Here is a 22,160-nt window from a genome sequence, read left to right as displayed (position 1 = left end):
TTGTGTGCTCTCGCATCCGCACGCGCGCCGCTTTGCGCTTGACCTCGCAGGCCAATCCGATGAGTTTGCGTCCAAACACAAAGGCAGGACTGCTGCATGACAGGCCGGACACCCCCTTTTGCGCCCTTTGAATGGATGATCGCATGGCGCTACCTGCGCGCAAGGCGCGCCGAGGGCGGGGTCAGCGCGATGACGGTGATCTCTTTTCTGGGGATCATGCTGGCGGTCTTCGCGCTGATCGCGACGCTTTCGGTGCGCTCGGGCTTCCGGGCGGAATTCGTCGATACCATTCTGGGCGCCAATGCCCATGTCACGGTCTATTCCTCGGTGCATGTCGACGAGGCCGGACGCACCAGCCGCGTGATCGACAATTTCGAGGAAATGGCAGAGCGTCTGGCCCAAGTGCGCGGGGTGACGCGCGTGGCCCCCTTGATCAAGGGGCAGGTCATGGCCTCGGCGCATGGGCGCAATACCGGGGTCGAGGTGTTCGGCATCCATCACGCGGATTTGCTGACCGTGCCGCGCGTGGCCAGTCCCGAACATGCTCTGGGCGATATCATGCGCTTCAATGAGGGGATCGCCATCGGATCGGGGGTCGCGCGCGAATTGAACCTGTCGCTGGGGGATTCGATACGCGTGATCTCGCCGGACGGGGCACGCACGGCTTTCGGCACCAGCCCGCGCATTTCAGCCTATGAGGTGGTCTATATCTTCACCGCCGGGCGCTATGATATCGACCGCACGCGGATTTACATGCCCTTCGAGGAAGCGCAGATCTTCTTCAACCGCGACGGGGTGGCCGATGAGATGGAAGTCATGGTCGCCAATCCCGACCAGATCGACGCGATGCGCACCGATCTCTTGCGCGCAGGTGGCGAGCGGGCGATGCTCTGGACCTGGCGTGACAGCGCGGGCGCGTTCCTGCGCGCGCTCGATGTCGAGGATAATGTGATGTTCGTGATCCTCTCGATCCTTGTGCTGATCGCGGCGATGAACATCATCTCGGGGCTGATCATGCTGGTGAAGAACAAGGGCCGCGATATCGGCATCCTGCGCACCATGGGCCTGTCGGAAGGGTCGGTCCTGCGGGTGTTTTTCATCTGCGGGGCGAGCGTGGGCGTGCTGGGCACGATTGCGGGCGTCATTCTGGGCTGCCTGTTCGCGATCTATATCGATCAGGTGTTCAGCTTCGTGAATTACATCTCGGGCGGCGGGGTCTGGGATCCGTCAATCCGGGGCATCTATGACCTGCCCGCCCAGTTACGGCTGGTCGATGTGCTCAAGGCAGTGGGGCTGTCGCTGTCGCTCTCATTTATCGTGACAATCTTCCCCGCGCGTCGGGCCGCGCGCATGAACCCGGTCGAGGCGCTGCGCTATGAATGAGAATGTACTCTCGCTTCAGGCGATCTCGAAAACCTACAATGCGAGCAAGCCCAACGAGGTGCAGGTTCTGCGCGGCGCCTCGCTGGAAATCAGCCATGGCGAGGTCGTGGCGCTGGTGGCCCCGTCAGGGGCGGGCAAATCGACATTGCTGCATATTGCGGGGCTGCTGGACACGCCCGATAGCGGCGCGGTGCTGATCGACGGGCGCGACATGACGCGGCTGGGCGACGGTACGCGCACCGCCGCGCGGCGCAGTCAGGTGGGGTTCATCTACCAGTTTCACCATCTGCTGCCCGAATTCTCGGCGCAGGAAAACGTGGTGCTGCCGCAGCTAGCCAATGGCGTGCCCGCGCGCGAGGCCGAGGCCCGCGCGCGCGATCTTCTGGCCCGCGTCGGCGTCGAGAAACGCGCCGATCACCGACCGGCGGCGCTTTCGGGTGGCGAGCAACAGCGCGTGGCCTTCTGCCGCGCGCTGGCCAATGCGCCAAGCCTGCTGCTGGCCGATGAACCGACGGGAAATCTGGACCCTGCGACGTCGGATCAGGTCTTTGGCACGCTGATGGCGCTGGTGCGCGATACCGGACTTTCCGCGCTGATCGCCACGCATAACCTTGATCTGGCGCGCCGCATGGACCGTGTGGTGCGCATGGAGGATGGCCAGATCACCCCAGGCTGATGGCAGAGCGCGGCGCTCTGTCCGACTCGCCGGCGGCGCATCGAAGCGCAATCGCGGCATCTGGCGTATAGGCAAAACGTCCTACTGCTGTTGCCGACGAATTCATGCGCATTATATGTCTGCTTTCCGTGAGCATAGGCGCGGGCGGCACCGTCGCCGGCAGTGATGAGGGTAGTTGGGAATGGCGCAGCTTTCCGAATGCATCTATCTCAGCCGATCCCTGATCGCGCCGCATTCCGTGGATCTGCTCGACATCGGGCGCGCAGCGCTGCGGAACAATCCGCAGCATGGCATTTCCGGCTGCCTCTATGTCGATTCCACCTTCTTCGCGCAGCTTCTGGAGGGGCCCCTTCCGACCCTGCACCGCTTGCTCGCGATCCTGCGTCGCGACCGGCGCCATGTCGGCATGCTGATCCTGCGCGAACGCCCACTCACCCAACGCCGATTCGAGCATTGGTCTATGAAGATCATTGACGGCACCGCAGCCGGTGTCTCACCACATCTGAGCGCCCTGCCCGACGCCTTGCGGGAAGCGGAAGCGGGAGATGCGACCCGGCTCTTGCGCCAGCTCGATGCGTTTGCGACCGCCTGCGCCGGGAACTGAGCTGCATTCCGCAGCCGCAGCAGCGGTAGCCGCGCGTCTTGCGGCACTTCCAATCACGCGGCTACCGGCCTGACCGGTCAGTATCCCGACAGGCTGACACTATCGGACACCGGTGCAGGCTGTGCGGGCTTCGCCTTGCCCAGAACCGTATCGGCCAGCGCCAGAGTGGCTTCCAGCTCATCGGCATCCTGCGCAGCATCGAGTTGCTCGATGAAATACTGCGCCAGCGCATCGGTCAGCACAGCCGGCTTCGCGGCTTTGGCAGCAAGACGCTCCAGAAGCGCCGCTTCATCGACCACGACATCATAATCGATACCGGCAAACTCGCGCAGACGTGCGACACGCTCGTCAGTGCAGTCCAGCAGCCCGGCCATCGCGCGCACCTTGCCCATCTGGACAGTCTTGCCCAGATAATCATAGGCGCCGTTGCCCACACGCCGCATCACGCGGTCGAAAACCGGATCGATAACCGCAATCGCGTCGGTGATCCCGGCATCGCGCAGATATTCAATCGACGCGATCATCATCTCGCAGGTCGCCTTCGAGGCGCCGTTGATCTCGCCTTTCTGCGCAAGACGCTCGGTATCGACACAAAAGCGCGTAGCCTCCCAGACGTTGGGCGAACGCAGCGGCGGCTCTCCGCCAAGAATGTCGCAGAACACATCTGCGAGCATGTGCGGGCCCGTGGTCTGAAGACCTCTGACGCAGGAAATTACCCTGTCTTCCTCATCCAGGCCGATGAAATAGACCGGATCGAGATCATCGAACCGATCCCGCTCCTGTCCGTCCGTGACTTCGACCTTCCAGCCCAGACGTGCCCCGAAGACACGCGCGCGCAGGCGGAACATCTGGTCCAGAATGTCCGTATATTGGTGCTTGTTCAGCGCATCCACTATCAGAATCATTTTCGTTGTCTCCTTGGAAATGCCAAGGATATGGAACCATCTTTCTGACAGAATGGATATTGTGGAAAACCCGTAGTCCCGCTTTGCCCCCCTCAGAGCGGGTAAATCAGGTGCATCCCGATGGCCCGCGCGACCGCCTGTGCCGTGCTGACCGCACCCAGCTTGTTGCGGACAGAGCGCAGATGCACTTCAACAGTGCGGTTCGAAATATTCAGGATATCCGCGACATCCTGTTGCGCCTTTCCCGCCGCGATCCACTGCAATATCTCGATCTCGCGCGTCGACAGGCTCGGCAGATCAAGGCTGAGCATGATCTGGCCGCTGAGCATCACCTCATCATGGATCCGGGCAGCAACCCGCTGCACCTCTTGCATGATGCTGCGCTTCTGCGCGGCCCAGAGCTGAGGTGTCGTCCGTGTTGCCAGCGTCAGCACACTTCTTTCGCCAAACGGGCCGCGGATCGGGATGCTCATGCCGATCTCGGGGATCTGGAAGTCATGCGCCTCGCGAAAAACCGGATCATAGCCTTCGAAATGACGCAGCCTTTCCCAGTCCACCGGCCCCATGGCATGCATCATCTTCTGCAAGGTCGGGTCGATCAGGTGGAATTCCTTGTCGATATAATGCTTGCGCCATTGCTCTGAATAGGTCGCAAAACCTACAAGCGTGTCATTGCCGGGAACCTTGCTGGCGAAACAGGCATGCTCGACCTCCAGTTCTGCGCAAGCCGTCTGCAGCCGCGCAACCACATCGGTTTCGCTTGGATGGCGAAGCCCGATGTCGCGCGCGTAACGCAAAATATCCATGCCTTGCTCCAACCGGTAAGCGGACAGGTCATGATGACTGCAGGGCAGTCATCAGTCAAAAGGTGAGTCGATGGAACTCGGGAAAACACGCAACTGCACATGATCCGGCGCAAACCGGAGACGAAAGCGCGCGGCCAGCCCGAAAGCCGTCACAGGCACCTGTCCCGTGCCGCCACGCAGATTTAGTATCAGAACGATACAATATTTGCCCCCCGAAGCACAAGCATAAGTAGAGTTCATGTCAAGATGATCATTTTCCACCCCTAATCACGTCGCAAATGTGACAGTCCGAAACAAAGGAGCGCTGCTGCTGCAGATTTCACTGGCCTTAGTGCCAATTGAACCTTGCCCGCAGACGGACAGGGCTTATTGTACACGATTGCACACAAACCGGACTGTTCAGCACGACGAGGACCAGAATGACAGCAATGACCGCCCGCGCGGATCTGAAGATCGACCCGACACTTGCCGCCTTTGTCGAGGACACAATGCTGCCCGGCACCGGAGTGACGGCGGAAGCATTCTGGCAGGGTTTCGCGGGCTTGCTGCGCGATCTCAGCCCGAAGAACCGTGCGCTTCTGGAGCAGCGCGCGACCCTGCAAACCCAGATTGATGACTGGCACAAGGCGCGCGCGAACCAGCCGCATGACCGCGAAGCCTACAAGGCATTTCTCGAAGAGATCGGTTATCTGCTGCCCGAACTCGCCCCGTTCCGGATCGACACCACCAATGTGGATGCCGAAATCGCGACCATCGCCGGGCCGCAGCTTGTCGTGCCGATCACCAATGCGCGCTATGCGCTCAACGCCGCGAATGCGCGCTGGGGCAGCCTCTATGATGCGCTCTACGGCACCGATGCGATGGGCAGCCAGCCCCCTGCCGGTGGCTATGAGCAGGGGCGCGGCGCGCGGGTGGTCGCGCGCGTGCGGGTGTTTCTGGACAGCGCCTTCCCGCTGGACAGTCACAGCCATGCGGATGCGCGGCTTTATCATGTGCGTGGTGGTGCGCTACTGGTCGACGGCAAGCCACTGGAAAACCCGGAAAAATTCGCGGGCTACCGGGGCGATCCGCGTGCGCCGGACAGCGTTTTTCTGGTCAGTAACGGGCTGCATGTGGAACTGGTGTTCAACCGCGCGCATCTGATCGGTGGGCGCGATCAGGCGGCGCTCGCCGATGTGCGGGTTGAATCCGCGCTCTCTGCCATCATGGATTGCGAAGATTCCGTCGCCTGTGTCGATGCCGAGGACAAGGTACTGGCCTATTCCAACTGGCTGGGGCTGATGAAGGGTGATCTGACGGCAGAGCTGGACAAAGGCGGCAAGTCCGTCACCCGCGCGCTTGCCCCTGATCTTGAGATCACCGCCCCCGATGGCAGCCCGAAGACGCTGAAGGGCCGCGCACTTCTCTGGGTGCGCAATGTCGGCCATCTGATGACCAATCCCGCGATCCTTGATGCCGAGGGCAACGAGGTCTTCGAAGGGCTGATGGATGCGATGATGACCGTCACGGCGGCTTTGCATGACCTGAAAAAAACCGCCGGTCCGCGCAATTCGGAACAGGGCTCGATCTATATCGTGAAGCCCAAGATGCACGGGCCAGAAGAAGTTGCTTTCGCCGATGAGATTTTCTCGCGCGTCGAGCAGATCCTCGGCCTTGCGCCGAATACGATCAAGATCGGCGTAATGGATGAGGAACGCCGCACTTCGGTCAATCTGCAGCAATGCATCCATGCGGCCCGCCACCGGATCGCCTTCATCAATACAGGCTTTCTGGACCGCACCGGCGACGAAATTCACACTTCGATGGAAGCAGGGCCGTTCTCGCGCAAGGATTTCATCAAGCGCAAGGGCTGGATCAAGGCCTATGAGGATCGCAATGTCGATATCGGCCTGGAATGCGGGCTGATGGGACGCGCGCAGATCGGCAAGGGCATGTGGGCCATGCCCGACCAGATGGCCGCGATGCTGGAGGCCAAGATCGAGCACCCCAAATCGGGGGCGAACACCGCCTGGGTGCCCTCGCCCACCGCCGCCACCCTGCATGCGCTGCATTACCATCAGGTCAATGTGCGCAGCGTGCAGGAGAAGCTCGCCAAGGGCGGTCGCCGCGCCCATGTCGAGGCGCTGCTGGACATCCCGCTCGCAAGTTTCCGCAAATGGTCGAAGGAGCAGATCCTGCGCGAGGTCGAGAACAATGCGCAAGGCATCTTGGGCTATGTCGTGCGCTGGGTCGATCAGGGCGTGGGCTGCTCGAAAGTGCCGGATATCAATGATGTGGGCCTGATGGAGGACCGCGCGACCTGCCGCATTTCCAGCCAGCATATCGCCAACTGGCTGCATCATGGCGTTGTCAGCGAGAGTGAGGTCATGGAGGCGATGAAGCGCATGGCCGCAGTGGTGGACCGCCAGAATGCAGGCGACGCGGCCTACCGGCCCATGGCACCGGGGTTCGATGGGGTGGCGTTTCAGGCTGCCTGCGATCTGGTGTTCAGAGGGCGGGTGCAGCCTTCGGGCTATACCGAACCTGTCCTGCATGCGCGGCGGCTGGAATTGAAGGCAGCGGGGTGAAGGGATCGGGGGGCGGAATGGAGCGATTGACGCACCGCTTGGCGACCCCGCCGGGCAGCACCTGCCATTTCAAAAGCTTGCGTCGCGCCATGGGCGCGACAACCCATCTTTCATACGTCCAGCAGGTCCGTCCAATTCTGCCGCACATGCACAATCCGTAAGACCTCCAACCAGCCCGCTGCAATGCGATAGACGATCAGATGCGACCCTGAACGATACATGCGCACGGGTGGGCGGGTCAGGTGGCTTTCGCGCGCCAGCTTCGGGTTGTGAACCAGAAGATCCATATCCGCCGTCAGTCCGCGGATATAGGTTTCCGCCTGCGCGACGGACCAGTTTTGCGCGGTATAGTCCCAGATCGCATCCAGATCGCGCAGCGCGGCGGGGCTGAGGCGGAACTCAGTGACTGCCGGCTTTGGCATTCTGATCGCGCTTGCTGGCTAGAAACGTCTCAAGGTCGAAAGGCGCAGCAGGGCCACTCGCCAGCGCTTCATCCACCAGCTGCTGCACTTCGGCAATCGCCGCGCGGCGCTCCTGATCGCGGCGGATCAGGTCGCGCACATAGTCACTTGCATTGCTGTAACGCCCGTCACGGGTCTGGGCCTCAACCCAGGCTTTCATCTGATCGGGCAGCGAAACATTCATCGTGGCCATGTCGGATCTCCTTTGCGCGCAGGATGCCAGAGATTGGCAAAGCCTGTCAAGAATTGCCAAAGCTGCGACGTGGGATCATCCGCATTCCGCCACGCCGCGCAGGCAATCCTCGGCCAGCGCCCCGGCCTCGGCAATCGCGGCGGCCGACATGACCTCGCGCAGCGCCGCGACCAGATCATCCGCCCCCGGCTCGCCCAGATCCGTCGCCGCCAGAGCCCAGACCAGTGCGAAGCGGAAGGACTGCGCCCCGCCCCGCCCCCGCGCCTGCATCAGCGCGAGATTGCGCATCGCGGGCGCATATCCTGCCTGCGCCGCCTGCAGGTAGAGCGCCCGCGCTGCGGTCTCGTCCTGTTCAAGCCCCAGACCCTGCGCCAGCGCCACGGCCAGATTATGCATCGCGCGCGGATCGCCCTGACCAGCGGCAGCCTCGAACCAACCGGCGGCCCCGGCATGATCCCCCTGCTCGGCCAAGGCCGCAGCAAGCGCGAATTGTGCCGCCGCCAGCCCCTGTTCCGCAGCCGCCCCGTACCAGTGCAGCGCACCCTCCGGGTCTTGCCCGCCGCGCTCCAGCAATTGCGCCAGCGCCAGTTGTGCCACCCCGTCTCCCGCTTCGGCCGCCGCCAGATACCAGCGCTGTGCCACATCGTGGTCACCGCGTTCCAGCGCGAGGCCGGCCAACACCTGTTGCGCAGGCAAGTGACCCTGCAGCGCTGCGGCCTCGAACCAGATCAGCGCGCCATCCATATCCTGCGCGCCGCCCTGCCCGGTCAGCTTCAGCACCGCCAGATTATGCTGCGCCAGCACATCGCCCCGCGCCGCCAGTGCCGCCCAGATCGCGCGCGCAGCTCCCGCGTCGCCCGCATCCAGCGCCGCCAGCCCGTCTGCGGCGCGGATCTGCGCCGATGCCGGTTGCGCTAACGCCAGCGCCAAGCCCAGAAGGATCGCCTTGACCACCACGGTCCACCCATTTTTCCACGCGATTTCAGTCACCTCTACGCGGGTTTGGCGGCAGTGTCACGCTTCTGTGACGCGGGCTGCGCGCTTGCGTCGCGGCTGTTGCAGAATTATGCACGAGGGGCGAAAGGACCGCCCATGCAGATAGCCGAGATCGAAACGCTGTTCACCCGCACCGACGGGCAATTCCTCTGCGCGCGCTGGGGTCGGCCCATTGTGCCGGTGGTCTTCGGCGTGGATGACGCGACGCTCGCGACCGTCAAGGGCGCGATCGAGGCGGTGGTGACGCTTGCCGGGCACAAGATGGCCGAGACCGACCCGGAACTGGGCGCGAATCTGATGGTGTTCTTCTTCCGCGACTGGGGCGAGTTGCTGGACCTGCCCGATCTGGAGCGGATGATCGAGGGGCTGGGGCCGCTGGTGGCGCGGCTGCAGGCGGCGGGGGCGAACCAGTACCGGGTGTTCCGCTTTGATGCGACCGGCGCGATCAAGGCGGCGTTTGTCTTCATCCGCATGGACGCGGTGCTCGCCGACACCCCCGCCGAGACCCTGGCGCTGTCGCAGGCGGTGCAGGTGATCCTGTCCTGGTCTGACACGGCTTTTGCGAGCCGGTCCGCGCTGGCGGTGGCGGGCGAGACAGTGGTGCTGCGGCCAGAGATCGGCGCGTTGATCCGCGCAGCTTATGACCCGGTGCTGCCTGCGGTGGCGACGGACCCGGTGCATGCGCTGCGGCTGGCGGCGCGCCTAGCACAGATGAGCTGATAATATGACCCATACCCACAAAATCCGCGTCTATTACGAGGATACCGACCTCGCAGGCATCGTCTATTACGCCAATTACCTGAAATTCATCGAACGCGGCCGGTCGGAATGGCTGCGGGCGCTGGGCTTCGATCAGGCCGCGATGAAATCCGCGGGCCAAGGCGTCTTCGCCGTGCGCCGGGTGGTGGCGGATTACCTCGCCCCCGCCAGATTCGACGATCTGCTACACGTCACCACCGCCTATGCCAGCCACAAACCCGCCCGGCTGGTGCTGCACCAATCTGTCCGGCGCGAGGGCAAGACGCTGTTTCAGGCCGAGGTCACGCTGGTCTGTCTGGCGGATACAGGGCGCCCGAAACCGCTGCCAGCTCCCGTTTTGCGCGAAATCAGTCAAAAACCCGCCGAATAAACCGCAGGTATAACACGCTTGTGTTGGTAAGGCGCTTGTCTTGTTGTATGCTCTGGCGCAAAGCCGCCCAATGAGAGCGGCAGATTGTGAGTGAGCAGAGGCCCATGGATCCCACGACCCTGACTTCGACGCAGGAGATTGATTTCTCGCTGGTCGCCCTTTTCGCGCGCGCCACAGTGACGGTGCAGTTGGTGATGATCATGCTGATCGTCGCCTCCTTCTGGTCTTGGGCGATCATCGTCCAGAAACATATCCGCTACCGACGCGCCCGCGCCGAGGCCGAAGAGTTCGAGGCGGCCTTCTGGTCCGGGGAGCCGCTGGACGAGCTTTATGACCAGATCGGCCCTGCGCCCGCGACCTCGCCCGAGCGGGTCTTTGCTGCCGGCATGACCGAATGGCGGCGCTCGCACCGCGCCGACGGGCGGCTGATCCCCGGTGCCGTGGCCCGGATCGACCGGTCAATGGATGTGGCCATCACCAAGGAATCGCATGATCTGACCGGCGGGCTGACCTTTCTGGCCTCGGTCGGTTCCGCCTCGCCCTTTATCGGGCTTTTCGGCACGGTCTGGGGGATCAAACACGCCTTCGAGGAAATCGCGCTGGCGCAATCCACCAATCTTGCGGTCGTGGCCCCCGGTATCGCCGAGGCGCTGCTCGCAACCGGTCTGGGGCTGCTGGCCGCGATCCCGGCGACGATCTTCTACAACAAGCTCACCGATGACAGCGACGCGATCATCTCGGGCTATGAAGCCTTCGCCGACGAGTTCAACACCATCCTGTCGCGCCAGCTGGACGCGGCCTGAGCCATGGGCGCGCAATTCATCAAGAAAGGCGGCGGCACAGGACGGCGCAGGCGGCGCGGTGGCGCAGGCAAGATGTCGGAAATCAACGTCACGCCCTTCGTGGATGTGATGCTGGTGCTTCTGATCATCTTCATGGTGGCCGCGCCCATGCTGACCGTGGGCGTACCGGTGGAATTGCCGCGCACTGCGGCAGGCGCCTTGCCCGCCGAGCAGGAAGAGCCCTTGTCGGTCACACTCACGGCCGATGGCGCAGTCTTGATTATGTCCTCCGAGGTCGATCCGGATAGTCTGATCCCGCAACTGCGCGCCATTGCCGAGCAGCGGCGCGACAACAAAGTGTTCCTGCGCGCGGACGGGACGATCCCCTATGCGCGTGTGGTGCAGGTGATGGGGGCGCTGAATACGGGCGGGTTCAACAATATCGGGCTTGTGACCGATCAGGGCGGGCCGCGTTTTGACGGCACGGTCAATTAAGCGCGCAGTAAAGGGCATCTGAGTCGCATGGCCATGGTGGCGGGCATCTGGGGACGTATGGACACGGGGCAGAAAGTCTCGGGTGTGGCGCATCTTGGGCTGATCGCCTGGGTCATGCTGTTTGACCTGTTTCAGGCCCCCGATTCCTCGCTCAAAATCCCGGTGGCGGATGTCTCGATCATCTCTGCCGAGGATTTCGCCGCCCTGAGCGAGGCGCGGCCTGAACCCAGCGCGCCCGCGCCCGAGCCTGCCCCTCCTGCCCCTGCCCCAGAGCCCGAAATTCAGGCCCCCGAACCGCTGGCCCCCGAACCCGCACCGCAGCCTGCGCCAGAACCGGAGCCGGTGCCTGCACCTGCGCCGCAGCCGGAACCGGCCCCGCAACCCGAACCTGCGCCCGCACCGACGCCAGAACCGGCCCCGGCGCCCGCCGAGCCCTCAACCGGCGTGATCTTCTCGCCCGCGCCCGCCCCCGGTGCCAGTCAACGCCCGCGTCCGCGCCCGGTGGATCGCGTCGCCCCCACCCCGTCCGAGGCCCCGCCAGAGACGGCACAGGTCGATATCGCCGCCCAGCCCGCTGCGCAGCCCGACCCGGTGGCCGAAACGCCGATGCCCGAACAGGAACAGGCGGAAACCGCCCCGCCCGAGGCCACGACCGAGATTGTGACCGAGGCCACGGAAACCGATACGGCCTCGACCGAGCGCGCGGCCATGGCCCCGACCATCAGCCAGCGCCCACGCACCCGCCCCGAGCGGCCCGCACCCGCACCAGCCCCGGCAGAGGATACCCGGACCGCCGCCGCACCCGCCCCGGCGCCCACGCCGACCCCCGCACCAACACCCACTCCGACGCCCACTCCGGCACCGGCCCCCGAACCTGCGCCTGCGCCCACACCCACGCCCGCCCCGGAACCAGCCGCACCGCCCAGCGACGCCATTGCCGAGGCGCTGGCGGCAGCGCTCTCCGAGCAGTTGTCGGGCGGCAGCAACGCGCCCTCTCCATCGTCCAGCGCGGGCGGCCTGAGCGCGTCCGAGGCCGATGCCCTGCGGCTCGCGATCCAGGCCTGCTGGAATATCGGCGTGCTCTCGACCGATGCGCAGCAGGTGACTGTTACTGTGGCCTTTTCCATGACCCCTTCGGCACGGCATGAACAGGGCTCGATCCGCATGATGGGCGCATCCGGGGGGACCGAAACCGCCGTGCAACAGGCTTTTGAAGCCGCACGCCGCGCCATCATCCGCTGCGAAGGCCCCGATGGCTACGGCCTGCCCTCCGAGAAATACGACGCCTGGCGCGATATCGAAATCACTTTCAACCCTGAAGGCATGAGGCTCAGATGACCCGGCTTTTCCACTCCCTGACCGCGTTTGCCGTGCTGGTCCTGACCAGTATTGCACCCCTGTTGCCCGCACAGGCCCAGCCCTTGCGACTGCAGATTACCGAAGGGGTGATCGAACCCATGCCCTTCGCCGTTCCGGCCTTTGTGCCCGAGAACAGCGCGGGCGGCCAATATGCCGAGCGCCTGTCGCGGGTTGTGGCGGCGAACCTGACCAATACCGGCCTTTTCCGCGAAGTGCCGCCACAGGCCCATATCGCGCGGATTTCCAGCTTTGACGCCTCGGTCAGCTATTCCGACTGGCGCGCGGTCAATGTGCAGGCGCTGATCACTGGCGCTGTGTCGGTGCAGGGCAACCGCATGACGGTCAAGTTCCGCCTGTTCGACGTGCTCACCGGGCAGCAGGTGGGCGACGGGCTGCAATTTGCAGGCACGACCGACAGCTGGCGGCGCATGGCGCATAAGGTCTCGGATGCGGTCTATAGCCGGATCACCGGCGAAGGCGGCTATTTCGACAGTCGTGTGGTCTTCGTCAGCGAATCCGGGCCGCGCACCAGCCGCACAAGGCGGCTGGCGATCATGGATCAGGATGGCGAGAATGTGCAGTTCCTGACCGATGGGCGGGCGATGGTGATCGGGCCGCGCATGTCGCTCTCGGGCGAGCGCATCCTCTACACAACTTACGAGACCGGCACGCCGCGCCTTGCGCTGATGAACACCCAGACCGGCCAGCGCCAGCTTGTCGGCGATATTCCCGGCGCACAGGTGTTTTCGCCCCGCTTCTCACCGGATGGCGGCGGGCTGGTGTTTTCCGCCGCGCGCGGCGGTAATACCGATCTCTACCGCATGGCGCTGTCCTCGGGGCAGATCCAGCAACTGACCTCTTCGCCCTCGATCACGACAGCACCCAGCTTCTCCCCCGACGGGCGCTTCATCGCCTTCGAATCCGACCGCTCCGGCACGACCCAGATCTATGTCATGCCCGCCTCGGGCGGCGAGGCACGGCGCATCAGCTTCGGGCAGGGCCGCTACAACACCCCGGTCTGGTCGCCACGCGGCGATCTGATCGCCTTTACCAAGCAGAATGCCGGGCGCTTCCATATCGGCGTGATGCGCACAGACGGGTCGGAAGAGCGCCTGCTCACGGCCTCGTTCCTTGACGAGAGCCCGACCTGGGCCCCAAATGGCCGCGTCATCATGTTCACGCGCGAGGCTCAGGGGGGCGATCCATCCCTGTTTTCTGTCGATATCACCGGGCGCAACCTGCGCCGCATTCCGACACCCGGACCGGCCTCTGACCCGTCCTGGGGCCCGCTGCTGCAATAACACACACGAAAAACAACTTCCTGAGGGATAAACAGACATGACCCTGACTTCAAAAGCTCTTCTCGTGCTGGCTGGCCTCGCGCTTGCCGCCTGCAACAACCCGCGCGGCGGCGGCTTCGGCGGTGGCGGCTCCGATGGGTTCGGCGGTGCCAATGACGGCTTCTACGATGGCGGCATCTCGACCGGCAATCTGGGCGATCCGAATGATCCGCGCTCGGTTGCGCATTTCCAGCAGCGTATCGGCGACCGAGTGTTCTTCACCGTGGACAGTTCCAGCCTGTCGGCTGAAGGGCGCGCGACGCTGGACGCGCAGGCGCGCTGGCTGAACGCAAACACCCAGTATTCCATCGTCATGGAAGGCCATGCCGATGAACGCGGCACCCGCGACTATAACATCGCGCTGGGCGAGCGCCGCGCCAATGCCGCCATGCAATATCTGATCGGTCAGGGCGTCAGCGCGAACCGGATGCGCGTTGTCAGCTACGGCAAGGACCGCCCGGTCGAGGCCTGCGCCGCACAGCGCTGCTGGGATATCAACCGCCGCGCCGTCACCGCAATTGCCGGTGTGACGGGCTGACCCGCATGAAAACCCTGCGCGCTGCATCCTTGGGCTGTCTGATCTGGGCCGGAACATTTGTTCCGGCTCAGGCCGAGACTGTCGCGGAAATCCGCTCTGAGCTCAACGCGCTCAGTTCCGTCGTGGCCGATCTCGCGCGCGAATTATCCTCGGGCGAAGGGGCCAGCCAGCCGGGCTTCGACGGGGCGCTGATCGACCGGGTTGAACAGATCCGCACCGAGCTTGCACGCCTGACCGGGCGCACGGAAGAACTGGAATACCGCATCCGGCAGGTGATCGACGAAGCCTCGAACCGGCTGGGCGATCTGGAGTTCCGTCTGACCGAACTCGAAGGCGGCGATACCAGCGCCCTCAGCCAGCGCCCGCTGGGCGGTGAAGCCCCGCGCGCCGCAGACCCCGCTGCCCCCTCTGCCCCCGCCGAGGGGCCGGAAATGGCCGCAGGCGAAAGCGTGGCCTTCGAGGGCGCGAAATCACTGGCCGAAGCCGGGGATCACGACGCCGCTGCGCAGGCCCTGCAGGAATTTCTCGACCTCTATCCCGGCAGCCCGCTGGGCGCCGAGGCGAGCCTTCTGCTGGGCGACACCCATCGCGCGCGCGGGGCCGAGCCGGAAGCCGCGCGCGCCTATCTCAACCTCTATCTGGCCGATCCTGACGGCGCCTCTGCCCCGCGCGCGCTCTTGGCGCTTGGCGACAGTCTGGGCCGGCTGGGCCAGCGCGAAGAGGCTTGCGTGATGTTTGACGAATTGCGCAACCGTTTCGGCACCAGCTCCGAGGCGCAAGAGGCCGAAGAGTTGCGGCCTGCCCTTTCCTGCCCTTGAACACGCCGGATCTGACAGAGCGTTTTGCGACCGCCATGGCCGCGCTGGACCCACCGGCGCGGCTTGGTCTTGCGGTCTCCGGCGGCGGCGATTCGATGGCGCTGCTGCATCTGGCCCAGCAGTGGGGCGGCGCAGACCTGCATGTCGCCACAGTGGATCACGGCCTGCGCCCCGAAGCCGCCGCCGAGGCCAAACTCGTCGCGCAGGAAGCGCAGCGCCTTGGCCTGCGCCATGTCACGCTGCGCTGGCAGGGCTGGGACGGGCGCGGCAATCTGCAGGATCAGGCACGACAGGCCCGGCGCGCACTGCTGCAGGACTGGGCCGCAGGCGCAGGACTGGGCGCAGTGGCGCTGGGCCATACAAGCGATGATCAGGCCGAAACGCTGCTGATGCGCCTTGCGCGCGGCTCGGGCGTGGACGGGCTGGCGGCGATGGCGGCGCGGCGCGAAACGGACGGCATTCTCTGGCTGCGCCCGCTTCTGGGCTTTGGCCGCGCAGAGTTGCGCGACGCATTGCGCCGGAAATCCCTGCCCTGGGTCGATGACCCCAGCAATGACGATCCGCGCTTTGAGCGCGTGAAAATCCGGCAGGCACTGGCCACGCTGGATCTGGACCCCGCGCGCCTGTCAGAGACCGCCGCCCGCATGGCCGAGGCGCGCGCAGTGCTCGACCAGACCGCGCAAGCGGCCGCCCGCGCTATCGGCCGCAGCGAGGCAGGCGATATCGTCTTTGACCGCAGCGGCTTCGACGCGCTTCCCGCCGATACGCGCCAGCGCCTGCTGGCAGAGGCGATGCGACAGATCGCCTCAAGCCCCTACCGCCCGCGCCTGAGCGCGCTGCAAGCCGCGCTTGCCGCCCCCCGCGCGACGCTGCATGGCTGCCTGATCACCCGCAACGCGAAGGAAATGCGCATCACCCGCGAGGCGCAGGCCGTCCGGGGCGTGATCGCCCCCCTTGGTACCGACTGGGACCGGCGCTGGTCCCTCACCCCACCCCAAGGCCAACAAAGCATGGGCGATCCGGAGATCCGCGCGCTCGGACCCACAGGTCTGGCGCTTTGCCCGGATCGGGTTTTCTGGCATCTGCCCCGCGCCTCGCTTCTGGCCAGTCCGGCGATCTGGGACGGTGCGCGGCTGATTGCCGCGCCGCTGGCCGGGCTGGGCCGGGACTGGCAGGTGCAGCCCCGCCCCTTCACCGGCGTTCTGGCAGAATTGGCCAATTCGCATTGAACGCGCGGCCATAATCGCTATTTAAGAGACAAGTCTGCGCGCACCGCGCCGAAATACGCTGACGAGAGGAGAGCCCCTTGGGTAACGCACGGAATTTCGCCTTCTGGATCGTGCTGTTTTTGCTGATGATCATGCTGTTCAATATGTTCAGCACCGGGCAGTCCACGTCATCTGCGCGCAATATCGCCTATTCCGACTTCATTGCCCGCGTCGAGTCCAATCAGGTCAGCCGCGTCACAATCGATGGCGAGCGCGTGATCTTCACGGGCAGCGACGGGCAGCAATATTCGACCGTCCGCCCAGATGATCCGGGCCTGACCGAGCGCCTTCTGGCCGCCGAAATCCCGGTCGAGGCGCGTCCGCAGCAACAATCGGGCTTCCTGTCCACGCTGATGCTCTGGCTGCCCTTCCTTCTCTTGATCGGTGTGTGGATCTTCTTCATGAACCGCATGCAGGGCGGCGGGCGCGGTGGCGCGATGGGCTTTGGCAAGTCCAAGGCGAAACTCCTGACCGAGAAGCATGGCCGCGTCACATTCGATGATGTGGCAGGCATTGACGAAGCCAAGGACGAGTTGGAAGAGATCGTCGAGTTCCTGCGCAACCCGCAGAAATTCTCGCGCCTCGGCGGGAAAATCCCCAAAGGCGCGCTGCTGGTCGGCCCTCCGGGCACCGGTAAGACGCTGCTGGCGCGCGCGATTGCGGGCGAAGCGGGCGTGCCCTTCTTCACCATCTCGGGCTCGGATTTCGTGGAAATGTTCGTGGGTGTGGGTGCCTCGCGCGTGCGCGACATGTTCGAGCAGGCCAAGAAAAACGCCCCCTGCATCGTCTTTATCGACGAGATCGACGCTGTGGGCCGCTCGCGTGGCGTCGGCTATGGCGGCGGCAATGACGAGCGCGAGCAGACGCTGAACCAGTTGCTGGTCGAAATGGACGGGTTCGAGGCCAATGAAGGCATCATCATCGTCGCGGCCACCAACCGCCCCGATGTGCTTGACCCCGCGCTCCTGCGCCCCGGTCGTTTCGACCGTCAGGTTCAGGTGCCGAACCCCGATATCAAGGGCCGCGAGCGTATTCTGGGTGTGCATGCGCGCAAGGTGCCGCTGGGGCCGAATGTCGATCTGCGCATCATTGCCCGCGGCACGCCGGGCTTCTCTGGCGCCGATCTCGCCAACCTCGTGAATGAGGCCGCGCTGATGGCCGCACGCTCGAACCGTCGTTTCGTGACGATGGAGGATTTCGAGAATGCCAAGGACAAGGTGATGATGGGCGCGGAGCGCCGCTCCATGGTCATGACCGAGGACGAGAAGAAACTGACCGCCTATCACGAGGCCGGGCACGCGGTTGTCGGGCTGCATGTCCCCGAGCATGACCCGATCCACAAGGCCACCATCATCCCGCGCGGGCGCGCGCTGGGGCTGGTCCTGTCGCTGCCCGAACGCGACCAGCTCTCGGTCAGCTACCGCAAATACAAGTCCAAGATCGCCATGGCGATGGGCGGGCGCGTGGCCGAGGAACTGGTCTTTGGCGAGGATGCCGTCACCTCTGGCGCGGCCAGCGACATCCAGCAGGTCACGAAAATCGCCCGCGCGATGGTCACGCAATTCGGCTTTGACCCGGAACTTGGCTATGTCGATTACGCCAATGAACAGCAAAGCTATCTGGGCACTTATGGCGGCGGATCGAACCATTCCGGCATCACCCAGAAGATGATCGACGACAAGGTGCGCGAACTGGTCAATGAAGGCTATGAAACCGCCAAACGCATCCTGACCGAGCATCGCGAGGATCTGGAAAACCTCGCCCAGGGTCTGCTGGAATACGAGACCCTGACCGGCCCGGAAATCGGTCGCGTCATGCGCGGCGAACCCATCGGGCGCGGCGATGACGATGACGATGGCCAGATCGCCAATACCCCGTCGGTCGCGGCCATCCCCAAGACGCGCGGGCGCAAACGCGGCGACGATGATGGCAGCATGGAGCCGGAACCTTCGTCCTGAGCGCGACCCCCAAAACGCAAAACAGCCCCGGACCGGTTCCGGGGCTGTTTTCATTTGCGCCGCTCTCCCATGCCGCGCGGCCCCTCAGTCGATGCGGATCTCCGCGCGGGAATACTCCTGCACCATCTCCGTCCCGTCAGGAAAGATGACGCGCACCGTGACCGCGGTGATCTCCTCCAGCGCATAGCCGACGAAGGGCAGGTCACGGATCGCATTTGGCTGGTTCGTGTCCCGGTGGCAGGGTTCCATCTCCAGGACAGTCTCGGGCGCGGCCCCGTTCAGCCCGTAGCGGATTTCTTCGACCCCGCAGCGCCAGCTCAACAGATGCGTGAAATAGAGCAGATCGCGCCCGGTCGCCGTGCCGATCCCCACCCAATGCGCGCGGGTCATCTCGATGATCGGCTGGACCTCGGCCTGCGTGGTGAAATTCTGCGCCTGCGCCGGTGCGGCCAGTAGTGCCAGAATGAAAAACCGTTTCATTTTCCTCACCCCTGCAAATGGCGCAACCCCTGTGTCACATCGGTCCGCAAGGCCAGCCGCAAGGCCGCGTCATCCCCTGCGCGCAGCGCTTCCAGAATCAGCCGGTGATGCGGCGGCGCGGTCGTGCGGCGCAGCTTGGTATAAAGCGCGCGCATCGTCGGCCCAAGCTGCAGCCAGACCGTTTCCAAGAGCCCCAGCATCGCCGGGCTTTGCGCGCGCAGATACAGCGTGCGGTGAAATTCCAGATTGGTGCGGATATATTCCACCGGATCCTGCAAATGGATCGCACGGGCATTGGCCTCGTTGATCACCTCCATCCGGTCGATCAGCGCCAGATGCGCGCGGCGCAGCGCACGGCTGCCCAGTTCCGGCTCCAGCAGCGCGCGGATCTGCGCCAGTTCCTCGATCCGGTCATTCGACAGTTCCGGCGTCGTCACCCGCCCCGAGGCCGAAAGCGTCAGCGCCCCTTCCGCCGTCAGCCGCCGTAGCGCCTCGCGCGCGGGCGTCATCGACACGCCATATTGCTTGCCGATCCCGCGCAGCGTCAGCGCCTGTCCGGGGACCAGTTCGCCATGCATCACCTGCTGGCGCAAACCGCGATACACCCGGTCATGCGCCGGGGGCTCGGAAGCGGTGACAGTGCGGACAAGCGTTTCTACCATGCCAAATGTGATCACAAACCCGCCCGCTGGTCAATGATCTAAGACCATTGTCCATGCGACCAAAGCCTTCTTTCGTGACGGCCCCTGATCACCTAAGCTTGCGCGATCACGCCATAAGGGAGGTCTTCGCAATGCAAATGTCCGATACCCGCCAGATCGCCGCCCCGCCCGCCTCGGTCTGGGCCGCGCTGTTCGACGCCGAGACGCTGAAAGCCTGCGTGCCGGGCTGCACGGAGCTGACCGGTTCGGCGTCCGAGGGCTATGAAGCAACCGTGGTGCAGAAAGTCGGCCCGGTCAAAGCCACGTTCAAAGGCACTGTCACCATCTCGGATGTGGTCGCGGGGGAAAGCTGCACCCTGACCGGCGAGGGCAAGGGCGGCGCGGCGGGCTTCGCCAAGGGCGAAGCAAAGGTACGGCTCGACCCCGCCGAGGGTGGCACCCTTCTCAGCTACGAGGTCGATGCCAAGGTCGGCGGCAAGCTCGCCCAGCTTGGCAGCCGAATCGTTGACGGCTTCGCCCGGCGCATGGCTGCGGATTTCTTCACTCGCTTTCAGGCGGAACTGGAGGGGCCAGAGGCAGACGCCGCAGCGCCAAAGACCGCCCCAGAGGCCGAATCCAGCCCCCCCACCCCGGAAAAGAAAGGCTGGATCAAGCGCGTCTTCGGCTGAGGCTTGCATTTCCCCGCGATTTCGGTAAAGTTTTTTTACCAATTCAGCGAGGGAGCCAGAAATGCCGGTCATCACGAATATCGAGGATCTGCGTCGCATCTATGAGCGGCGCACGCCGCGCATGTTCTATGACTATGCCGAATCCGGCAGCTGGACCGAACAGACCTTTCGCGAGAACACCTCGGATTTCCGGCATATCCGGCTGAAACAGCGCGTCGCCGTGGATATGTCCGGGCGCAGCACGCGCACGACCATGATCGGCGAGGATGTCGCCATGCCGGTCGCGCTGGCCCCGGTGGGGCTGACCGGCATGCAATGCGCCGATGGCGAAATCAAGGCCGCGCGCGCCGCCGAAGCCTTCGGCGTGCCCTTCACGCTCTCCACCATGTCGATCTGCTCGATCGAGGATGTGGCCGCACATACGAAAAACCCCTTCTGGTTTCAGGTCTATACGCTGAAGGATGATGACTTCATGCGCCGCCTCTTCGAGCGCGCCCATGCCGCCAATTGCTCGGCCATCGTCATCACCGTCGATCTGCAGCTTCTGGGCCAGCGCCACCGCGATCTTAAAAACGGCCTCTCCGCGCCGCCCAAACTGACCGTGAAATCCATCGCCAATATGATGACGAAGGTTCCCTGGGGTCTGGAAATGCTGGGCACGAAACGGCGCTTCTTCGGCAATATCGTGGGCCATGCCAAGGGCGTGACCGACCCTTCCTCGCTCTCGACCTGGACTGCCGAAGCCTTCGATCCCGCGCTGGACTGGAAGCGAATCGCCCAGTTCAAGGAATGGTGGGGCGGCAAGGTCATCATCAAGGGTATCATGGAACCCGAAGATGCCCGCCGCGCCGCCGAGATCGGCGCGGATGCGATCATCGTCTCGAATCATGGCGGGCGTCAGCTTGACGGGGCGGTGTCCTCGATCCGCATGCTGCCCGCGATCCTTGACGCGGTGGGCGACAAGGTGGAAGTGCATCTCGACAGCGGCATCCGCTCGGGTCAGGACGTGCTCAAGGCGGTCGCACTCGGCGCCAAAGGCACCTATATCGGACGCGCCTTCACCTATGGCCTGGGCGCGATGGGCGAGAAGGGCGTGACCAAAGCACTGGAGATCATCCATAAGGAGCTTGATGTCACCATGGGGCTTTGCGGTGAAACCGATGTGAACCGCCTCGGGGCCCATAACCTCTATGTCCCGCAGGGCTTCGGCGATCCGACGGTCCTTTTGTGAGTGCAGCCCCCTGTAAGTGCAGCCTTGGCGGAAACCCTTCGCGAGGAATTGCGCCAAAGACCGGAAAGGGGGCGGAAAGCCCCTTTTCTTTTCCCCGAACCTGACCTATAGCCCCCTCACTCACAGCCCGCACCCTTGGAGGCGGGCTGTTCACTTTATGCAAAGGACCAAAACTATGGCTGGTGAGATTCCGGATCTTCAAGCCGAGGTACGGACGGGGACAGGCAAGGGGGCCGCTCGTCAAGCTCGTCGTGAGCAAAAAGTACCCGGTATCGTCTATGGCGGGGGCGCAGAGCCTCTGGCGATCAACTTCAACTATAACTACCTGCTGGCAAAGCTGAAAGCGGGCCGTTTCCTGTCCACGCTTTTCAACCTCAAGGTTGAAGGTCAGGAAGATGTGCGCGTGATCTGCCGCTCGGTGCAGCGCGATGTGGTCAAGGATCTGCCGACCCATGTCGACCTGATGCGCCTGCGTCGTACCAGCCGCATCAACCTCTTTATCCCGGTTGAATTCATCAACCGCGACAAATGCGTGGGTCTGAAGCGCGGCGGTACGCTGACCGTGGTCCGCCCCGAGGTCGAACTGAACGTGCTCGCGGGCGATATCCCCGAGAAACTGATCGTCGATCTCGAAGGTCACAAGATCGGCGACACGATCACCATTTCCGAAGTGGCACTGCCCGAGGGCACCAAGCCCACGATCGACCGGAATTTCGTGATTGCCAATATCGCCGCACCGCGCGCACTGGCCGCAGCGGATGACGAAGACGAGGCCGAAGCCGAAGCGTGATCATCGCGCCTCGGCAGAAGATCAGGGCATCCGCTTGCGGGTGCCCTTTTT

24 protein-coding genes are annotated in these 22,160 nt (G+C 64.1%); 17 read left to right on the top strand and 7 right to left on the bottom strand.

All coding sequences use genetic code 11. From position 1 onward, the window contains the following. Positions 1 to 96 precede the first annotated feature (96 nt). The 3 genes from BG457_RS07260 (at position 97) to BG457_RS07250 (ending at position 2,663) form a co-directional block, all read left to right on the top strand. Positions 97 to 1,383, top strand: coding sequence for a lipoprotein-releasing ABC transporter permease subunit (locus tag BG457_RS07260; protein WP_071796358.1), 1,287 nt, complete (start codon positions 97 to 99; stop codon positions 1,381 to 1,383). After that, positions 1,376 to 2,059, top strand: a complete 684-nt coding sequence (locus tag BG457_RS07255) for an ABC transporter ATP-binding protein (protein WP_071796357.1) — start codon at positions 1,376 to 1,378, stop codon at positions 2,057 to 2,059. The genes BG457_RS07260 and BG457_RS07255 overlap by 8 nt, the downstream gene beginning before the upstream one ends. Positions 2,060 to 2,240: 181 nt before the next feature. After that, a complete protein-coding gene (locus tag BG457_RS07250) occupies positions 2,241 to 2,663 on the top strand; it encodes a BLUF domain-containing protein (RefSeq protein ID WP_071796356.1) in 423 nt (140 codons plus the stop codon). A gap of 77 nt (positions 2,664 to 2,740) precedes the next feature. Here the strand turns inward: BG457_RS07250 and BG457_RS07245 are convergent, their stop codons facing one another. Further along, entirely contained in the window at positions 2,741 to 3,568 is an 828-nt protein-coding gene (locus BG457_RS07245; protein WP_071796355.1) for an acyl-homoserine-lactone synthase, read from the bottom strand. A 92-nt stretch (positions 3,569 to 3,660) separates the two neighbouring features. Continuing rightward, positions 3,661 to 4,374 carry an autoinducer binding domain-containing protein gene (locus tag BG457_RS07240; RefSeq protein WP_071796354.1) on the bottom strand — a complete coding sequence of 238 codons (714 nt, stop codon included), beginning with the start codon at positions 4,372 to 4,374 and terminating at the stop codon, positions 3,661 to 3,663. A gap of 419 nt (positions 4,375 to 4,793) precedes the next feature. Here BG457_RS07240 and BG457_RS07235 point away from each other — a divergent pair, with 419 nt between their 5' ends. Further along, positions 4,794 to 6,941 (top strand): malate synthase G, encoded by a 2,148-nt coding sequence (locus BG457_RS07235; protein WP_071796353.1) that lies wholly within the window; start codon positions 4,794 to 4,796, stop codon positions 6,939 to 6,941. A gap of 110 nt (positions 6,942 to 7,051) precedes the next feature. Here BG457_RS07235 and BG457_RS07230 read toward each other — a convergent pair whose 3' ends face one another. The 3 genes from BG457_RS07230 to BG457_RS07220 form a co-directional block, all read right to left on the bottom strand. Further along, positions 7,052 to 7,363 carry a type II toxin-antitoxin system RelE/ParE family toxin gene (locus BG457_RS07230; RefSeq protein ID WP_071796352.1) on the bottom strand — a complete coding sequence of 104 codons (312 nt, stop codon included), beginning with the start codon at positions 7,361 to 7,363 and terminating at the stop codon, positions 7,052 to 7,054. Further along, the gene (locus BG457_RS07225) at positions 7,341 to 7,595 is read right to left on the bottom strand and encodes a type II toxin-antitoxin system ParD family antitoxin (protein WP_071796351.1); all 255 of its coding nucleotides are present in this window, start codon (positions 7,593 to 7,595) and stop codon (positions 7,341 to 7,343) included. Before BG457_RS07225 ends, BG457_RS07230 begins: the two co-directional genes overlap by 23 nt. Before the next feature lie 75 nt (positions 7,596 to 7,670). Further along, positions 7,671 to 8,552 (bottom strand): tetratricopeptide repeat protein, encoded by an 882-nt coding sequence (locus BG457_RS07220; RefSeq protein WP_175546758.1) that lies wholly within the window; start codon positions 8,550 to 8,552, stop codon positions 7,671 to 7,673. A 135-nt stretch (positions 8,553 to 8,687) separates the two neighbouring features. Here BG457_RS07220 and BG457_RS07215 point away from each other — a divergent pair, with 135 nt between their 5' ends. From BG457_RS07215 to ftsH, 10 genes are all read left to right on the top strand, one after another. Then, complete coding sequence (locus tag BG457_RS07215) at positions 8,688 to 9,311, top strand: hypothetical protein (RefSeq protein ID WP_071796406.1); 624 nt, start codon at positions 8,688 to 8,690, stop codon at positions 9,309 to 9,311. A 4-nt stretch (positions 9,312 to 9,315) separates the two neighbouring features. Beyond that, a complete protein-coding gene (gene ybgC, locus BG457_RS07210; protein WP_071796349.1) occupies positions 9,316 to 9,720 on the top strand; it encodes a tol-pal system-associated acyl-CoA thioesterase in 405 nt (134 codons plus the stop codon). Between the two features lie 104 nt (positions 9,721 to 9,824). After that, on the top strand, positions 9,825 to 10,523 hold the full coding sequence (gene tolQ, locus BG457_RS07205; RefSeq protein ID WP_071796348.1) for a protein TolQ: 699 nt from the start codon (positions 9,825 to 9,827) through the stop codon (positions 10,521 to 10,523). Positions 10,524 to 10,526: 3 nt separating this feature from the next. Continuing rightward, a complete protein-coding gene (gene tolR, locus BG457_RS07200; RefSeq protein ID WP_071796347.1) occupies positions 10,527 to 10,997 on the top strand; it encodes a protein TolR in 471 nt (156 codons plus the stop codon). A 27-nt stretch (positions 10,998 to 11,024) separates the two neighbouring features. Beyond that, the gene (locus BG457_RS20195; protein WP_342715422.1) at positions 11,025 to 12,335 is read left to right on the top strand and encodes a cell envelope biogenesis protein TolA; all 1,311 of its coding nucleotides are present in this window, start codon (positions 11,025 to 11,027) and stop codon (positions 12,333 to 12,335) included. Next, positions 12,332 to 13,657 carry a Tol-Pal system beta propeller repeat protein TolB gene (gene tolB, locus BG457_RS07190; protein ID WP_071796346.1) on the top strand — a complete coding sequence of 442 codons (1,326 nt, stop codon included), beginning with the start codon at positions 12,332 to 12,334 and terminating at the stop codon, positions 13,655 to 13,657. Before BG457_RS20195 ends, tolB begins: the two co-directional genes overlap by 4 nt. A 37-nt stretch (positions 13,658 to 13,694) precedes the next feature. Further along, positions 13,695 to 14,234, top strand: coding sequence for a peptidoglycan-associated lipoprotein Pal (pal, locus tag BG457_RS07185; protein WP_071796345.1), 540 nt, complete (start codon positions 13,695 to 13,697; stop codon positions 14,232 to 14,234). Between the two features lie 5 nt (positions 14,235 to 14,239). Beyond that, a complete protein-coding gene (locus BG457_RS07180; protein WP_071796344.1) occupies positions 14,240 to 15,052 on the top strand; it encodes a tetratricopeptide repeat protein in 813 nt (270 codons plus the stop codon). A gap of 35 nt (positions 15,053 to 15,087) precedes the next feature. After that, positions 15,088 to 16,281 (top strand): tRNA lysidine(34) synthetase TilS, encoded by a 1,194-nt coding sequence (tilS, locus tag BG457_RS07175; RefSeq protein ID WP_245770948.1) that lies wholly within the window; start codon positions 15,088 to 15,090, stop codon positions 16,279 to 16,281. Between the two features lie 77 nt (positions 16,282 to 16,358). Next, positions 16,359 to 18,278 (top strand): ATP-dependent zinc metalloprotease FtsH, encoded by a 1,920-nt coding sequence (gene ftsH, locus BG457_RS07170; RefSeq protein ID WP_071796343.1) that lies wholly within the window; start codon positions 16,359 to 16,361, stop codon positions 18,276 to 18,278. An 84-nt stretch (positions 18,279 to 18,362) separates the two neighbouring features. Here the strand turns inward: ftsH and BG457_RS07165 are convergent, their stop codons facing one another. After that, positions 18,363 to 18,758, bottom strand: a complete 396-nt coding sequence (locus tag BG457_RS07165; protein WP_071796342.1) for a hypothetical protein — start codon at positions 18,756 to 18,758, stop codon at positions 18,363 to 18,365. A gap of 5 nt (positions 18,759 to 18,763) precedes the next feature. After that, positions 18,764 to 19,420 (bottom strand): GntR family transcriptional regulator, encoded by a 657-nt coding sequence (locus tag BG457_RS07160; RefSeq protein ID WP_071796341.1) that lies wholly within the window; start codon positions 19,418 to 19,420, stop codon positions 18,764 to 18,766. Positions 19,421 to 19,551: 131 nt separating this feature from the next. Here BG457_RS07160 and BG457_RS07155 point away from each other — a divergent pair, with 131 nt between their 5' ends. The 3 genes from BG457_RS07155 (at position 19,552) to BG457_RS07145 (ending at position 22,109) form a co-directional block, all read left to right on the top strand. Continuing rightward, entirely contained in the window at positions 19,552 to 20,088 is a 537-nt protein-coding gene (locus BG457_RS07155; protein ID WP_071796340.1) for an SRPBCC family protein, read from the top strand. A 61-nt stretch (positions 20,089 to 20,149) separates the two neighbouring features. After that, the gene (locus tag BG457_RS07150; protein WP_071796339.1) at positions 20,150 to 21,319 is read left to right on the top strand and encodes an alpha-hydroxy acid oxidase; all 1,170 of its coding nucleotides are present in this window, start codon (positions 20,150 to 20,152) and stop codon (positions 21,317 to 21,319) included. Between the two features lie 175 nt (positions 21,320 to 21,494). Beyond that, on the top strand, positions 21,495 to 22,109 hold the full coding sequence (locus BG457_RS07145; protein ID WP_071796338.1) for a 50S ribosomal protein L25/general stress protein Ctc: 615 nt from the start codon (positions 21,495 to 21,497) through the stop codon (positions 22,107 to 22,109). Positions 22,110 to 22,160 lie beyond the last annotated feature (51 nt).

This window comes from Natronohydrobacter thiooxidans (assembly GCF_001884735.1).
Classification (GTDB): Bacteria; Pseudomonadota; Alphaproteobacteria; order Rhodobacterales; family Rhodobacteraceae; genus Roseinatronobacter; species Roseinatronobacter thiooxidans_A.
Note: the sequence above shows the minus strand (reverse complement) of the source record. Positions and strands in the feature narration are given on the sequence as shown.

Excerpts from the sequence above, each read along its gene's own strand:
- BG457_RS07260 (WP_071796358.1), top strand. The coding sequence starts at position 97 with ATGACAGGCCGGACACCCCCTTTTGCGCCCTTTGAATGGATGATCGCA.
- BG457_RS07255 (WP_071796357.1), top strand. The coding sequence starts at position 1,376 with ATGAATGAGAATGTACTCTCGCTTCAGGCGATCTCGAAAACCTACAAT.
- BG457_RS07250 (WP_071796356.1), top strand. The coding sequence starts at position 2,241 with ATGGCGCAGCTTTCCGAATGCATCTATCTCAGCCGATCCCTGATCGCG.
- BG457_RS07245 (WP_071796355.1), bottom strand. The coding sequence starts at position 3,568 with ATGATTCTGATAGTGGATGCGCTGAACAAGCACCAATATACGGACATT.
- BG457_RS07240 (WP_071796354.1), bottom strand. The coding sequence starts at position 4,374 with ATGGATATTTTGCGTTACGCGCGCGACATCGGGCTTCGCCATCCAAGC.
- BG457_RS07235 (WP_071796353.1), top strand. The coding sequence starts at position 4,794 with ATGACAGCAATGACCGCCCGCGCGGATCTGAAGATCGACCCGACACTT.
- BG457_RS07230 (WP_071796352.1), bottom strand. The coding sequence starts at position 7,363 with ATGCCAAAGCCGGCAGTCACTGAGTTCCGCCTCAGCCCCGCCGCGCTG.
- BG457_RS07225 (WP_071796351.1), bottom strand. The coding sequence starts at position 7,595 with ATGGCCACGATGAATGTTTCGCTGCCCGATCAGATGAAAGCCTGGGTT.
- BG457_RS07215 (WP_071796406.1), top strand. The coding sequence starts at position 8,688 with ATGCAGATAGCCGAGATCGAAACGCTGTTCACCCGCACCGACGGGCAA.
- ybgC (WP_071796349.1), top strand. The coding sequence starts at position 9,316 with ATGACCCATACCCACAAAATCCGCGTCTATTACGAGGATACCGACCTC.
- tolQ (WP_071796348.1), top strand. The coding sequence starts at position 9,825 with ATGGATCCCACGACCCTGACTTCGACGCAGGAGATTGATTTCTCGCTG.
- tolR (WP_071796347.1), top strand. The coding sequence starts at position 10,527 with ATGGGCGCGCAATTCATCAAGAAAGGCGGCGGCACAGGACGGCGCAGG.
- BG457_RS20195 (WP_342715422.1), top strand. The coding sequence starts at position 11,025 with ATGGCCATGGTGGCGGGCATCTGGGGACGTATGGACACGGGGCAGAAA.
- tolB (WP_071796346.1), top strand. The coding sequence starts at position 12,332 with ATGACCCGGCTTTTCCACTCCCTGACCGCGTTTGCCGTGCTGGTCCTG.
- pal (WP_071796345.1), top strand. The coding sequence starts at position 13,695 with ATGACCCTGACTTCAAAAGCTCTTCTCGTGCTGGCTGGCCTCGCGCTT.
- BG457_RS07180 (WP_071796344.1), top strand. The coding sequence starts at position 14,240 with ATGAAAACCCTGCGCGCTGCATCCTTGGGCTGTCTGATCTGGGCCGGA.
- tilS (WP_245770948.1), top strand. The coding sequence starts at position 15,088 with ATGGCCGCGCTGGACCCACCGGCGCGGCTTGGTCTTGCGGTCTCCGGC.
- BG457_RS07165 (WP_071796342.1), bottom strand. The coding sequence starts at position 18,758 with ATGAAACGGTTTTTCATTCTGGCACTACTGGCCGCACCGGCGCAGGCG.
- BG457_RS07160 (WP_071796341.1), bottom strand. The coding sequence starts at position 19,420 with ATGGTAGAAACGCTTGTCCGCACTGTCACCGCTTCCGAGCCCCCGGCG.
- BG457_RS07155 (WP_071796340.1), top strand. The coding sequence starts at position 19,552 with ATGCAAATGTCCGATACCCGCCAGATCGCCGCCCCGCCCGCCTCGGTC.
- BG457_RS07150 (WP_071796339.1), top strand. The coding sequence starts at position 20,150 with ATGCCGGTCATCACGAATATCGAGGATCTGCGTCGCATCTATGAGCGG.
- BG457_RS07145 (WP_071796338.1), top strand. The coding sequence starts at position 21,495 with ATGGCTGGTGAGATTCCGGATCTTCAAGCCGAGGTACGGACGGGGACA.